This is a genomic window from Sulfurimonas sp. CVO (genome assembly GCF_009883775.1).
GTDB classification, from domain to species: Bacteria; Campylobacterota; Campylobacteria; order Campylobacterales; family Sulfurimonadaceae; genus Sulfurimonas; species Sulfurimonas xiamenensis.
This window is the reverse complement of the sequence record NZ_CP033720.1, coordinates 336,326-351,042: the sequence shown is the minus strand read 5'-3', so window position 1 is coordinate 351,042 and position 14,717 is coordinate 336,326. Positions and strand designations below refer to the sequence as shown.

The following is a 14,717-nucleotide window of genomic DNA, read 5'->3' as shown; positions in this document are numbered from 1 at the left end:
CTCTCTTAGTAAGTGTGTATTTCTTGAGGAAACTCTCTACTTTTTACCTCATCAGAATAATTTTTCACTGCATTTTTAACTAATAATGCTCCATCCATGTATTTTTTTACAAATTTAGGTGTAAATTCTTCAAAAAATCCCAACATATCAGAAAATACGAGAACCTGTCCATCTACATCTTTTCCTGCACCGATGCCAATAACAGGTATTGCTACGCTTTTTGCCACTTCAGCTGCTACTTCAGCTTTTACACCTTCAATAACCATACAAAAAGCACCTGCTCTCTCTACCGCTTTTGCATCTTTAACAAGCTTTGCTTTTTCTTCTTCTGATTTCCCTTTTACTTTATAACCGCCTTCTGAACGAACTGCTTGAGGAAGCAGCCCAATATGGCCACAAACTGCTATTCCGTTAGAACAAAGATGCTTTATAATATGAGCTTTGTCTTCACCACCCTCAATTTTTACAGCATCAGCAGCTGTCTCCTGAAAAATTCGTATCGAGTTTTTAAGAGCCTCTTCAGAATTTATATCTGTTCCAAAAGGCATATCACAAATAACAAAACTGTTCTTTGCTCCTTGACAAACTGCATTTGTATGATAAATCATTTGCTCAAGAGTTGCACTCAAAGTATCATTTTTACCTGCAAAACTCATATTTAGACTATCGCCTACTAAAATCATATCAGAACTTGGTTCCAAAAGTTTCGCAAAAAGAGCATCATAAGCTGTTATCATTACCAAAGGTTGAACACCTTTTGCTTTTTTAATACTGTTTATTGTCATTTTTTTAATCATTTGGCACTCTTTTTTTTCAATAGAAAATTTAATAAAAGAATTTTAACTAAATTAATGTAATAATGAATTAACTTTTATAGCCGACTTATAAATTTTATAAATATAAAAATTTATTTTAACAATAAAGTTAACTTGAAAGGATTTTAGAAAAGTGCTATAATTTAAACTCTATAGAGAAACTTTGTATAAATTTAAAAATACTTTAAATATTAAAAAGATTCTTAGTTTAAATAATCTAACTTGGAAAACAATTGAAAAAATTAGTAGCATATATTACAGCTGGTTATCCAGAAAAGTCTTTTAGTGTTGATTTAGCATTTGCCCTTAGTAAGAACGGGGTAGATTTGCTAGAGTTGGGAGTTCCGTTTTCTGACCCTGTTGCAGATGGTCCATTGATAGAAAAAGCAAACTATAAAGCTTTGGAACTTGGTTTTAAATTTGAACATCTTTTAGATATTTCTAAAACAATTGCTCCCAAAGTAGATACATTATGGATGGGATATTTTAACAGTTTTTATCAACATAACCTAAACACATTAATTCCGCTTGCAAAAGAGATAGGAATAAGCGGATTTATCATTCCGGATCTGCCTTATGAAGAGAGTTTGGCATATAAAAATTTATTTGACTCAAATCATATATCAAATATTAGTTTTATCGCTCCAACTGACAGCGAAAGCAGAATTGCAGAGATAGTTAAAGATTCTAAAAAATTTATATATATGGTAGCATATGCAGGAATCACAGGCTCAGGTGTTTCAGAAGATCTTCAATCTGTCCTGTCATCTATAAAAAAATATACTCAAACTCCGGTTTATGTCGGTTTTGGAGTTAATAAAAAAACTGCAAAAGATAAAGTAAAAGGTGCTGATGGAGTAATTGTCGGAAGTGCTTTTGTTGAAATACTGCTAGATTATAATTTAAATTATACGCAAAAAATAGCTAAATGCGGCGAACTGGCAAAAATACTAAAGAGTGAAATAAATAGTTAAAACTACTCTCTTAATGTTGCAATAAGCCGCTTTGGATAGATTATTAACTCCAAAGCGTCTAAAATATTTTTACAAACAATATCAGCATTTTTTAAAGTTTTTACCGAACACCCTTCATCACCCATTAAAGCTATCGAAATATTAGCTTCTTGTAACATTAAAGAGTCATTATTTCCATTTCCGATAGCAATAGAGTTTTGAGCACCGATAGAGTTTAAAAAATCTTTTTTTTCTACTGTATGGTGAGTGCTCTTTAATACAATAATTTCGATATCAAACCCATGTAACTCTTTTTGAACGCTTCCAAATGTATCTGCCGTTATCACAAAAACTTTAAAATCTTTTGTCAATTTTTTAAATAATTCGCCGACACCATTAAGCAATTTTCCATCTTTGGCTATGGTTCCATTATAATCACATACAATATTTTTAAGATCAACAGTTTTATAGTTTGGAATTTCGATGAACATTTTGGTATCCATTGTTTTTTATTTTTTTGCTGCTTGTTAAAAGCTAAAATGTAAGAAAATATATTAAATTTTAGAAGAGTATAGAAGTTGTTTTAAATACAAAATGGTGCGCCCGACATGATTCGAACATGTGACCGCTGGTACCGCAAACCAGTGCTCTATCCAGCTGAGCTACGAGCGCACACCATCTCTATTAAAGAGAACGAAATTATATCACTCTTACCTTAGATAATAATAAATTCAACTCTTAAATTTCTAATTTTTTTGTGATTTCTTCTATTTTTTGTTCTTGTAAAAATAGTTCATGGTTTTTACGAACATATGCCTGAAGAAGCACTTTTAAATCATTATTTCCCTCAACATTAAAGTCTTTTCTCATCTGCTGTTCTAAAAAATGAGCAAAACCATCTTCTACATCTACATCAAAACGGCGGCCACCTATATTTAAACCAAGTTTTTTACTCATATATTTAAACCATTATTTCTTCTAATTTCTCTACTATTGACTCTATTTCTGAATCTTTCATGGCATTTTGTTCTATCAACTTTTCTATCTCTTGGTTTTTTATTTCACTCTCAGCTTTTAATTTAACTACCTCTAAACGAAGGGTCTCATTCTCCTGTTTAAGCAAATTATACTGTTCCACAACAGCTGATACTTTATCATTTAATTTTGTTAAAGTTGTTTGATTTTGCATAAAACAATCCTACCTCTTTTATATAATCATAATTCTATCATAATTTGATATAGGATATTTAATTATCATATTTTTTGTATGATTTTTTTTATAATATTTATTTTTATATTATTAAAAGCAACTTATATAATATAAATTAAATCTTTGACTTGATATAATGCCCGCGAGAAGCTCTTATAATCTTAAAAATTATTAAAAAATTATTCAAATATGGATAGAGTTTTCTAATGAATATAAAGGAATTATATGAAAAGAATAGTTATAAAAGTCGGTACGGCAGTTTTAACAGAAGATAATAATATCGCCAAAGAGCGAATGCTTAATCTTGTTACATTAATTGTTATGTTAAAGAAAAAATATGATGTTATATTGGTTACTTCTGGTGCGGTTGCTGCAGGATATTCTATACTTAAGCTTGATAAAAGAAAACAAATTGGAAAAAAAGCGCTCGCTGCAACCGGACAGCCAATCTTAATGACTTCTTACAAAAAGAAATTTGATATTTATGATATTACCACAGCTCAAATTTTACTTACTGAGGATGATTTTGACTCAAGAAAAAGAACTAAAATGTTTCAAGAGATTATCGATGCGCATCTAGAAAATGATATTTTGCCTATTGTAAATGAAAACGATATTACTTCTACGCCAGAGCAGCTCTTTGGAGACAATGATCAATTATCGGCAAATGTAGCTTATGCAACGAATGCCGAACTGCTAGTAATACTTAGCGATATTGATGGATACTATGATAAAAATCCTCAAGAATTTAAAGATGCCAAACTTTACAAAACTATAAATGAATTACCGGAAAATGTACTCAATGACACCTCTACTGCAAATAATGAATTTGCAACAGGTGGAATCGTAACAAAACTTAAAGCGGCTGATTTTTTAATAAAGCGAGAAAAAAGAATGTTCTTATGTAATGGCTTTGATTTAAGTGCTGCAAAATCATTTCTTCTAGAGGGTAAACATACTCTAGGAACTCTATTTGAACCAAAACCTAAAACAAAAAAAGAGAAATAAACTCTTCTGATAAAAATTATCGGCAACATGTAGCTGTGCTGCCGATACGAACATTACTTATTTTTAATCATAATCTTCTGAGAACTTACTTCTATTTGGAAACTTCTCAATATGATCATAATCATCTTCATCATCATCCCAAGAGTCATCAAACTCATTTTCAAGCACTCTCTCATATCCCATTTTATTGAGCTCATCATCAAGCAGCTCTATATCGATACCATTTTTTTTACTAAAATCTAAGATATAATCAATATCTTCTTTCATCACACCATTTAACTCTAATGCAAATTCTAAATCTTTAAATGTCACATTTGCCCTTTTAACAAATATATTCCACCCCTTTTGTTGTGGATCAATGATGCTTTCACATAACTACTACTGGCATTCAAGCCTATTTAACCTAAACCTAAATTTTATATAAAATTATACTCTCAAAAAAAAAAAATTTTGCTAAAAATAACTTTAAAATTTTATTTTTTTAAACAGTTATTCATCAATAAAATTATAAATTTTTTACTATTATATATGCTATAATTTATATAAAAGATAGGATTTATTTTATGCCGGAAAAAAAAATTATTGGGGCGAAAGAGATCATTTCTATTATTGATTTACAACTTTATGATTTAGATGCAAAAATAGATACTGGTGCAGATTCAAATGCTCTGCATTGTGATGATATATTTGTAGATGAAAATAATATTGTGCATTTTAAACTACTCGATAAAGTTCATGAAGCATATCACGGAAAAAAAATGCAAATACCTCTTTATCAAATGAAAAAGATAAGGAGTTCAAACGGAAAACTTCAGGAGAGACCTTCAATTCGTGTAAAAGTTAATTTTTTTGGAAAAGAGTACACTACTGTTATATCATTAACTAACCGTTCAGATATGAAATATCCCATGTTAATAGGAAGAAAATTTTTAGCGAATAAATTTTTAGTTGATGTTTCAAAAAAATATCTTACAAAATCTAAACAGGAAGAAAAATGAGAGTCTATATATTATCAAGAAACAAAGAGTTATACTCTACTAAAAGATTAGTTGAAGCTGCCGAGGAAAGAGGATGGGAAGTAAGAGTGATTGACTACCTGAAATGTAGTATTGAAATTATGAAAGATGAACTTAAAATCAACTATTTAGGTAAAGAGCTGCCGACTCCTGATGCTATTATCCCAAGAATTGGAGCAAGCAGAACATTTTATGGTGCTGCAATGGTTAGACACTTTGAAATGATGGATGTTTTTTCCGTTACAGGCTCTTTGGCAATTAAAAGAAGCAGGGACAAACTAAGAAGTCTTCAAATCTTATCTAAAAATGGTGTCGACATGCCAAAAACTGTTTTTGCATCTAATAAATCAAGCGCCAAAGATGTTATAAAACTTAGCGGTGGCGCACCTTTAGTTCTTAAAATACTTGAGGGTACACAAGGTGTTGGTGTAGTTTTGGTTGACAGTGAAAAAGCTGCAAAATCTGTACTTGACGCATTTTACGGGATGGATGTAAACCTGCTTGTTCAAGAGTATATAGAAGAAGCAGGCGGAGCTGATATAAGAGTCTTGATTGTAGGCGGTGAAGTAGTAGGTGCAATGAAAAGACAGGGAGCAGAGGGTGATTTTAGATCAAATCTGCATCAAGGGGGAAGTGCAACTGCACATAAGCTCTCAAGAAAAGAAAAAGCGATGGCATTAGCCGCTGCAAAAGCGATGGGACTTGGAGTCTGCGGAGTCGATATGATACCTTCATCAAGAGGCCCGTTAGTAATGGAGGTAAACTCCTCTCCCGGCCTAGAGGGAATTGAAAAATCTACAAAAATTGATATAGCCGGAAAAATCATGAGCTATATTGAAAAAAATGTAGCTCCTAAAAATGAAATGAATGCAAAAAAAAGAAAATTAAAAAAAGATAGCATTGGAGCTTAAAAAATGCCCGATACAAGGTTGATTTTAGGTAATCAAGAGATACCTAAAGGTGCTAATTTAACCATAAATCTTGAATTGCCAAAATTATACAATACTCCTACACAGCTTCCTGTTCATGTTATAAGAGGGAGAAAAGAGGGACCTGTTGTATTTATAAGTGCTGCAATACATGGCGATGAGCTAAATGGTATAGAGATAATAAGACGACTGAGAAAATTAGACATTTTAAAAAAAATCAGAGGAACTCTCTTATTGGTTCCTATCGTCAATGTTTATGGAATTATGACACTCTCAAGATATCTACCCGACAGAAGAGATCTAAACCGAAGTTTTCCCGGAAGCATAAAAGGTTCCCTTGCAAGCAGAGTTGCAAAAATTTTTTTTGATGAAATAGTAAAAAAGTGTGATTTGGGAATAGACCTGCATACTGCTTCGATTCATAAATCAAATCTGCCTCAAGTTAGAACAAATATCGAAAATGAGTATACATTCAAACTTGCAAAAGCTTTTGAAGCTCCTGTTGTACTGCACTCTGAATTAAGAGACGGCTCACTTAGAGCTGTGGCTCAAGAAGAAGGTATACCTATACTTCTATATGAGGCAGGCGAAGCTTTACGATTTGATGAAAAATCTATTAGAATTGGAGTGCATGGTATAATAAATGTGCTTAGAGAAAACGGTATGCTTCCCAAAGTAGTAAAAAAAAGAGGTCAAAAAACTCCAATAATCACAAGAAATACTCAATGGATACGCTCAATAGAAAGCGGCATGCTAAGAACAATAAGAGCACTTGGAGATGTGGTGCGCAAAGATGAGATAGTTGCATTCATTGATGAACCCCTGGGAGATAAAAGTTTTGAGTTAAAAGCGCCTTTTGACGGAGTTATAATCGGAAAATCAGAAATCCCTTTAGTGCAGGAGGGAGATGCTATTTTTCATATAGCAAAATTTAGAAATCTTGAAGTTGCAGAAAACAAAATTGAGTACTTTAATGAAAATGTTATTGAATCAAGCGAATTCTTCGAGCTTAATGATGAGGAGATAATAGAATAAAGATGGAACTGTTTTATGATATATTAAAACAACTTATTCGCATACCTAGTGTTGTAGGAGAAGAGCATCCTTTTTTTATGTTTATAAAAAGAGAACTTGAAGAAATTGGTGTAACAGTTGAATACTATGACGGTGTACTTGTAGCAAAAGGGAAAGAGCCTAATAGTGGTTATATCTCCGCTCACGCAGATAGACATGGACTTATTTGCACCGGCCATAATGAGTTTCAGTATGCTGCATTTATTGCAAAAAATAAAGCAGATCTAACCGGTGATTCGAACTCAGAGCAATTGTTGCACAATTTTACGGCAAGATTTGTTGATGAAAAAGTTCAGGCATATGAGCCTTGGTCGGGAAACTATTTAGGGCTTGGCTCTATAAAAGATGCGTATCTTTGTCAAAGAAGAAATAATATTCTTTTTAAAATAGATGGTTTTGATTATCTTTTTCCAGGAACGCCTATAGCCTTTACAGACAAACTTGAAATTAATGGCGATTTAATATCTGCGCAGTTAGATAATGTCATAAGCATTGCTGTTATTATCTATATGTACACTGCTGGCTATCAAGGCACCGCTTTTTTTACTGCTTCTGAAGAGGCAGGCAGAAGCTGGAGATTTTTGATGGAGTGGTTTAAGCGTTTTGATATAAAAACAGATGAGCTGCTTGTGCTTGACACAAGTCCCTACCCTACTTTGGAGGAGATTAAAAATATAGATATAGTTATGAGAAACAGAGATTCAAATGCCGTATTTAGATCACCTCTAAAAAATAAAATCAAGAAAATTGCTATAAAAGAGAAGATAAAATACAATTTTAAAGATAACTATTTAAAAGCTAAAATGGCTAAAAATGGCACAATCAGCTCTCTCGGAACAACAGAACTTGGAAGATTGATTTATGCAACCAAGGGAGAGATTCAAGGAACAACTCTACAAATACCGACAATAGGTTACCATACAGTACATGAAACAACAACAAAAAAATCAGTTGAGAGCATAATTACTATTTTAAAAAAAATATACATAAAATGATATATAAATATTGAGACCTTTAAATATTATGCAAATTATTATTACAATATTTCTAAAATAAACTTCAAATCAATCACAAATAACACTTTTAATAATAAAAATTGATAAATAAAATAAATTTTTAGAAAGTAACTTTTTAGCTCCTTTCAAATCTTGTTTGACAATTTTTTGACATTTTATTGACTTTTGAACATATGTGCGTTATTATTGATGCAATAAATTAAAAAAAAAGGATTTACTCTCCTTTTTATTCGATTTATTAATTTATAAAACTTTGTTGTCAACTAGAATGTCAAAAAAATCATAACTTGAAGATTTATAGAACTTCTAAGATTATGATCTTATTTAAGCAGCTGGAGACTAAATAAAAAATATCTTAGAAAGTGTTGTATCAAAATTATTAAGCTCTCTAAGTATATTGACTCAAAAAGTTAAAAAATATGAGGTTAAACCATGAGTATCAAGAAGATTTTTAGTTTTTATATCAATGGCTTCAAAAGCATGACAATAGGAAAAACTTTATGGAAAATTATCTTTATAAAACTGGTGGTAATTTTGCTCTTTTTAAACTACTTTATTCATAACAAGAATTTTAAAACAGAGTATAAAACATATGACGAAAAAATAAATTTCGTTTATGAAAACTTGAGATTAAAATAGGAGAAAAAGATGGAAGAATCTTTAATTGACTGGAGTCGTGCACAATTTGCACTTACGGCTATGTATCACTGGATTTTTGTGCCCCTGACTTTGGGACTTGGATTTATAGTAGCAATAATGGAAACAATGTATGTCAAAACCGGAAGTGATTTTTGGAAAAAAACAACCAAATATTGGATGACACTTTTTGCTATTAATTTTGCAATTGGTGTAGCAACCGGAATAATTATGGAATTTGAATTTGGTACAAACTGGGCAAATTATAGCTGGTTTGTAGGTGATATATTTGGTGCGCCGCTGGCTGTAGAGGGAATTTTAGCGTTTTTTATGGAATCGACTTTTTTTGCCGTTATGTTTTTTGGATGGGATAAAGTAGATAAAAAATTTCATCTTTTGTCCACTTGGCTTGTTGCGATTGGTTCAAATCTTTCAGCACTTTGGATTTTAGTGGCAAACGGTTGGATGCAATATCCTGTTGGAATGCACTTCAATCCAAATACTGTAAGAAATGAGATGATGAACTTTTGGGATATACTTTTTTCTCCCGTTGCAGTTAGTAAATTTCTCCATACTCTTGGAAGTGGTTATGTTATGGCTGCCCTTTTTGTAGTAGGAGTCAGTTCTTGGTATCTTCTCAAAAATCGCGATGTAGTATTTGCAAAAAAATCGATGCTTGTAGGTGCCACATTTGGACTAATTACCTCTTTGTTTTTAGCTTTAAGCGGAGATGAATCAGCACATCAAGTAGCGCATAAACAACCCGTAAAACTCGCAGCGATGGAGGGACTATATAAAGGAAAAGAGGGAGCTGGACTTGTTGCAGTTGGTCTGCTTAATCCAAATAAAGCTCTTAACAATGACGAAAATCCATTCCTTTTTGATATAGAGATACCTTATATTCTTTCAATCTTAAGCTACCATAAAACGAATGCTTTTGTACCGGGCTTAGAAGATTTAGTATATGGAAATGAAAAATATAACATAATGGGAGCGGCAGAAAAAATAGAAAAAGGCAAAATTGCTCTTGAAGCACTACAAAGCTATAAAGAGGCAAAAAAAGATGCAAATGAAGAAGCTTCCAAAGCTGCACAGACAACGCTTGAAGAGTATATGCCGTACTTTGGATATGGATATTTAAAAAAACCTGAAGATATAGTAGCACCGGTTGCTACAACTTTTTACGCATTTCATATCATGGTATGGCTTGGCGGTTGGTTTATTATACTTTTTGCTTTTGTACTTTTTTTCCTTACAAAAAAAGAGATTCAAAAATATCCTCTTTTGCTTAAAGCGGCTTTTTGGTCAATTCCACTTGGATATATAGCCGGTGAGGCTGGATGGGTTGTTGCTGAAGTTGGTCGTCAACCATGGGCAATTCAGGATTTAATGCCAGTCGGCATTGCAGCAACACATATATCTACAACAAATGTAATGATAAGTTTCTTTTTATTTGCAACACTTTTCACAACACTGCTTATTGCAGAAATAAAAATTATGACCAAACAAATAAAAATTGGTCCGGATGGAGGACACTAAAATGGTAGGATTCGGTGATTTAGATTTACTTACACTTCAACAATACTGGTGGTTTGTGATCTCGCTTTTAGGTGGTCTTTTTGTTTTTATGATGTTTGTTCAGGGTGGACAAACTCTAATTTACAAACTATCTACAAATGAGACAGAAAAAACAATGTTAATCAACGCTATTGGGCGTAAATGGGAATTGGGATTTACTACTCTTGTTCTTTTTGGCGGGGCACTTTTTGCAGCATTTCCTCTCTTTTACGCAACGAGTTTCGGCGGAGCTTACTGGGTGTGGCTCGCAATACTCTTTTGCTTTATTATTCAAGCAGTAAGTTATGAGTATAGAAGCAAACCGGATAATTTCTTAGGACAAAAAACCTATGAAGTATTTTTATATATAAATGGAACTTTAGGAGTATTTTTACTGGGTGTGGCAATTGCTACCTTTTTTAGCGGCAGTGAATTTAAAATTGATTCAAACTTCTTTTCTCATTGGCAAAATCCACTTCGTGGTTTAGAAGCACTTTTTAATCCAATGAACTATCTTTTAGGGTTTGCACTGGTATTTCTTACTAAAATTACCGGTGCAATGTATTTTATCAATATAATTAATCATAAGGAGATCCGAGAAAAAGCACTTTCATCAATAAAAATCAATATGCTTTTATTTTTGCTTTTCTTTTTAGGATTTATAGGATGGATTTTTACCAAAGATGGATTTGCAATAAATGAAAGTGGTATTGTTTTTATGCAGCAATATAAATATTTTTATAATTTCTTAGATATGCCGATTCTTTTAACTCTATTTATTATAGGAATAATTATGGTTATTATATCTGTGTTTAATACTATTGCATTCAAAAAAACATCTTGTATCAAAACAGGTGGTATAGGCGTTGTTTTAACCGTAACAGCACTTTTAACAAGCTTAGGTTTTAATAATACAGCTTACTATCCATCAACTTATGATTTGCAAAGTTCTTTAACAATTATGAATAGTTCGGGAAGTCATTATACACTTATGGCAATGAGTTATGTTTCTTTAATGGTGCCATTTGTATTAGCATATATCGCTTATGCATGGTACTTAATGGACAGAGTAAAGATAACCAAAGAGGAGATTGAATCTCCAAATGCACACAACTACTAGGAGACAAGACAATGGAATATACATACGGACTAACATGGTTTAGCCTTTGGCCTATAATAATCTATTTGGGATACAAATTTTCAATTAAAAATGTAATGAAATTTGAAGAAAATGAGGGGTAAAAACGCCCCTCTTTAAAATTTTTATAAAATGAAATAAAAAAATGACAAAATTATGTTATCGTTTATAAGAAGAGATAGTAAAAAAATTATATACTTTTATAATAAGCTTGATTTTATTGCATCTCTTCTATTATGCTTAAGAATTTATATATTTTAAAAGAGAGAAAAATATATAGAAGTAGTTGCGAAACAGTTTTTAAGCCTTAAAAGGCTTTAAGAAGAGGGAGTTGAATTTTATGCGAAATCCGACTAAAAAAATACAATGAGCAATATTTACAATCTAATAGACAATCTTCATTTAGAAGATTTACAAAACGAAACACATCCGTCAATATTTGACGAAAATGAAGGATATGACATGTTAATTGTCAGACTTCCTGTTATTTATAAAGAGCTACAGGTAATTTCCACAGGATTTATAATTACAAATGAGAACAGTTATCTCTACGACAGAGATAATAGAGTCTTTAAAACATTAGAGAGTCGTTTTGAAGCTCCATATAAAATATTAGACAAGATGGTAGATGAACTCTTAGAATCATTTGAAAATTATCGTGATTTGATTGCAGATATGGAAGAGTCTCTATATTTAAACAAAACAACAACTTCTTTTATGAACAACTGGCTAAAACTTAAGCGCAATATAGTAAGAGTTGAAAGAACATTATTCCATGCATCTTTTACTATGAATAAAGCAATTCAGCATTATGAAAAGAGTGATGATTTTCCTATAAATCATTATATAGATTTACATGAACATATGGAGCGCACATTAAGATCTGCTACGCTGCAACTCTCTAAACTTGATTATCTTTATAGTTTTTACAGTGCACGAACAAATGAAAAAATGAACTCTCTCGTCTACAACCTAACAATGATATCGGCTATATTTTTACCCTTAAATCTGGTTGTAGGATTTTTTGGTATGAATACAAGCGGCTTACCATTTACAGATACAACAGACGGAACAACAAATGTTATGATTCTAATACTCTTCTTATTAGCAATAACTGCAGGAGCTATAAGTTTTTTAAAAAAGAAAGTTTGAGGATAAAAAAGATTATTACTAAAATAGGTTGAAAAAACCTATTTTAGAAGGAGAAATAAATCAGAGTAATTTTATCTTATTTAACTTTTATATTTCTAATTACTTTATAGTTATCTAATATTTTTAAGTCTAATCTAATTTTATATAAAAAACAGCTCAACACAAAAAAGAAGGGCAAGAGAAAGCAACTATCATTATCCATAACATTAAGCTATTCAGATATAATTTCATATGTCAAAATTTAAAATTTATTCAGATTATTCGCCAGCAGGCGACCAGCCTACAGCCATTAAAACCATAAGTGATTCCATTCTTAAGGGTAATCGTTACCAAACCTTAGAAGGTGTTACAGGAAGCGGTAAAACCTATACTATGGCAAGTGTTATAGAAAAAGTGCAGATGCCGACCATTATTATGACGCATAACAAAACTCTTGCTGCTCAGCTTTACAGTGAGTTTCGTCAATTCTTTCCAAAAAATCATGTAGAGTACTTTGTATCATATTATGATTATTATCAGCCAGAGGCGTACATTCCTCGTCAAGATCTGTTTATAGAAAAAGATAGTGCCATTAATGATGAACTTGAGCGTCTTCGCCTCTCTTCAACCGCGAATCTTCTCTCTTACGATGATGTTATTGTCGTAGCTTCAGTTTCAGCAAATTACGGGCTGGGAGACCCCGAGGAGTATGAAAGCATGGTGCAATCCATCGCTGTCGGTGATGAAATAGCACAAAAAAAACTTCTGCTTCGTCTTGTCGAGATGGGTTACAGCCGAAACGACACCTACTTCGACAGCGGGCATATACGCGTAAACGGAGAGAGCTTGGATGTATTTCCGCCCTACTTTGAGCAAGAAGCCATCCGCATAGAGTTTTTCGGCGACGAGATAGAAGCTATCTACACCTTTGATGTAATAGACAACAAAAAGCTTGAAGAGCACAAAAGTTTTACCATCTATGCAACCTCACAGTTTAGCGTAAGTCAAGAGAAAATGGCTGTGGCAATAAAACGCATAGAAGAGGAGCTCGACGAGAGGCTTGCTTACTTTCAAAAAGAGGGCAAACTTGTTGAATATCAGCGTCTAAAACAGAGAGTAGAGTTTGACCTTGAGATGCTTCAAACGACTGGAATGTGCAAAGGGGTTGAGAACTACTCAAGACTGCTTACAAACAAAAAACCGGGTGAAGCTCCATACACTCTGCTTGATTACTTTGCTCTGCACCATAAAGAGTATCTCGTAATTGTTGATGAATCACATGTTTCACTTCCGCAATACCGCGGCATGTATGCAGGAGACAGAGCCAGAAAAGAAGTTTTGGTAGAGTATGGATTTCGTCTGCCAAGTGCGCTTGACAACCGTCCTTTAATGCTTGATGAGTATATTAATAAAGCACCTCACTATCTTTTTGTTTCTGCAACACCTTCGGAGTATGAAATAAAGCTCTCAAGTGTTTGTGCAAAGCAGATTATCCGTCCAACCGGTCTTTTAGACCCGGTGCTAGAAATAAAACCATCTACCAATCAAGTAGAAGATATCCACGATGAGATAAAAAAAATAATCATAAAAAATGAGCGCGTTCTTATAACAGTTCTAACGAAAAAAATGGCAGAAGCACTTACAAAATACTTAGCTGACTTAGGCATAAAAGTACAGTATATGCACTCAGATATAGATACGATTGAAAGAAATCAGATTATTCGTTCACTTCGCCAGGGAGAGTTTGATGTACTTATCGGAATCAATCTTCTTCGTGAAGGTCTAGACCTGCCTGAAGTCAGTTTGGTAGCAATATTAGATGCAGACAAAGAGGGATTTTTAAGAAGCGAAACTGCTCTTATTCAAACAATCGGCCGTGGAGCAAGAAACTCAAACGGAAGAGTTATTTTATACGCAAATAAAATAACCCGTTCAATGCAAAAAGCTATAGATACAACAAATGCCAGAAGAGAAATACAAAAAGCATTTAACAAAAAAAACGGTATAACTCCTACAACGACTATTCGCAAACTTGATGAAAATCTAAAAGTAGAAGATTACGGAAATATTTACCAAAAACATAAAAAAATGGATAAAATACCGCCGTCAGAGAGAAAAGCAATGATTAAAGAGCTCTCTATTAAAATGAAAGAAGCTGCTCGTGAGTTAAATTTTGAAGAAGCAGCAAGACTTCGTGATGAAATAACAAAAATAAAAAAACTTTAGGAAAGCAA

16 protein-coding genes and 1 tRNA gene are annotated in these 14,717 nt (G+C 32.6%); 11 read left to right on the top strand and 6 right to left on the bottom strand.

Annotation, left to right across the window (positions count from 1 at the left end):
- Positions 1–5: 5 nt before the first annotated feature.
- Positions 6–797: a 3-methyl-2-oxobutanoate hydroxymethyltransferase gene (gene panB / locus CVO_RS01800; protein ID WP_159569667.1), complete on the bottom strand. Its 792-nt coding sequence runs from the start codon at positions 795–797 to the stop codon at positions 6–8.
- 251 nt (positions 798–1,048) lie between these two features.
- On the opposite strand from panB, the gene trpA reads away from it, so the two are divergent.
- Positions 1,049–1,789, top strand: coding sequence for a tryptophan synthase subunit alpha (trpA, locus tag CVO_RS01795; RefSeq protein WP_159569665.1), 741 nt, complete (start codon positions 1,049–1,051; stop codon positions 1,787–1,789).
- Positions 1,790–1,791: 2 nt separating this feature from the next.
- On the opposite strand, the gene CVO_RS01790 is transcribed toward trpA, so the two are convergent.
- The 4 genes from CVO_RS01790 to CVO_RS01775 form a co-directional block, all read right to left on the bottom strand.
- Entirely contained in the window at positions 1,792–2,259 is a 468-nt protein-coding gene (locus CVO_RS01790) for an HAD family hydrolase (protein ID WP_159569663.1), read from the bottom strand.
- Positions 2,260–2,363: 104 nt separating this feature from the next.
- Positions 2,364–2,440, bottom strand: a tRNA-Arg gene (locus CVO_RS01785).
- Between the two features lie 66 nt (positions 2,441–2,506).
- A complete protein-coding gene (locus tag CVO_RS01780) occupies positions 2,507–2,725 on the bottom strand; it encodes a hypothetical protein (RefSeq protein WP_152299879.1) in 219 nt (72 codons plus the stop codon).
- Positions 2,726–2,729: 4 nt separating this feature from the next.
- Positions 2,730–2,957, bottom strand: coding sequence for a hypothetical protein (locus CVO_RS01775; protein ID WP_152299880.1), 228 nt, complete (start codon positions 2,955–2,957; stop codon positions 2,730–2,732).
- Positions 2,958–3,203: 246 nt separating this feature from the next.
- Here CVO_RS01775 and proB point away from each other — a divergent pair, with 246 nt between their 5' ends.
- On the top strand, positions 3,204–3,986 hold the full coding sequence (gene proB, locus CVO_RS01770) for a glutamate 5-kinase (protein WP_152299881.1): 783 nt from the start codon (positions 3,204–3,206) through the stop codon (positions 3,984–3,986).
- A gap of 63 nt (positions 3,987–4,049) precedes the next feature.
- Here proB and CVO_RS01765 read toward each other — a convergent pair whose 3' ends face one another.
- On the bottom strand, positions 4,050–4,298 hold the full coding sequence (locus tag CVO_RS01765; RefSeq protein ID WP_152299882.1) for a hypothetical protein: 249 nt from the start codon (positions 4,296–4,298) through the stop codon (positions 4,050–4,052).
- Positions 4,299–4,549: 251 nt separating this feature from the next.
- Here CVO_RS01765 and CVO_RS01760 point away from each other — a divergent pair, with 251 nt between their 5' ends.
- The 9 genes from CVO_RS01760 (at position 4,550) to uvrB (ending at position 14,709) form a co-directional block, all read left to right on the top strand.
- Entirely contained in the window at positions 4,550–4,984 is a 435-nt protein-coding gene (locus CVO_RS01760; RefSeq protein WP_159569661.1) for an ATP-dependent zinc protease family protein, read from the top strand.
- Positions 4,981–5,913, top strand: coding sequence for a 30S ribosomal protein S6--L-glutamate ligase (rimK, locus tag CVO_RS01755; protein WP_159569658.1), 933 nt, complete (start codon positions 4,981–4,983; stop codon positions 5,911–5,913). The genes CVO_RS01760 and rimK overlap by 4 nt, the downstream gene beginning before the upstream one ends.
- 3 nt (positions 5,914–5,916) lie before the next feature.
- Positions 5,917–6,966, top strand: a complete 1,050-nt coding sequence (locus CVO_RS01750; RefSeq protein WP_159569656.1) for a succinylglutamate desuccinylase/aspartoacylase family protein — start codon at positions 5,917–5,919, stop codon at positions 6,964–6,966.
- A 2-nt stretch (positions 6,967–6,968) separates the two neighbouring features.
- The gene (locus CVO_RS01745) at positions 6,969–8,000 is read left to right on the top strand and encodes a zinc-binding metallopeptidase family protein (protein ID WP_152299886.1); all 1,032 of its coding nucleotides are present in this window, start codon (positions 6,969–6,971) and stop codon (positions 7,998–8,000) included.
- A gap of 453 nt (positions 8,001–8,453) precedes the next feature.
- Positions 8,454–8,660 (top strand): DUF4492 domain-containing protein, encoded by a 207-nt coding sequence (locus CVO_RS01740; protein WP_152299887.1) that lies wholly within the window; start codon positions 8,454–8,456, stop codon positions 8,658–8,660.
- Positions 8,661–8,669: 9 nt separating this feature from the next.
- Positions 8,670–10,196, top strand: a complete 1,527-nt coding sequence (locus CVO_RS01735; RefSeq protein WP_152299888.1) for a cytochrome ubiquinol oxidase subunit I — start codon at positions 8,670–8,672, stop codon at positions 10,194–10,196.
- Between the two features lies 1 nt (position 10,197).
- Positions 10,198–11,334, top strand: coding sequence for a cytochrome d ubiquinol oxidase subunit II (cydB, locus tag CVO_RS01730; protein ID WP_159569654.1), 1,137 nt, complete (start codon positions 10,198–10,200; stop codon positions 11,332–11,334).
- Between the two features lie 384 nt (positions 11,335–11,718).
- Positions 11,719–12,504, top strand: a complete 786-nt coding sequence (locus CVO_RS01725) for a CorA family divalent cation transporter (RefSeq protein ID WP_152299890.1) — start codon at positions 11,719–11,721, stop codon at positions 12,502–12,504.
- Positions 12,505–12,735: 231 nt separating this feature from the next.
- Entirely contained in the window at positions 12,736–14,709 is a 1,974-nt protein-coding gene (gene uvrB, locus CVO_RS01720) for an excinuclease ABC subunit UvrB (protein WP_159569652.1), read from the top strand.
- Positions 14,710–14,717: the final 8 nt, after the last annotated feature.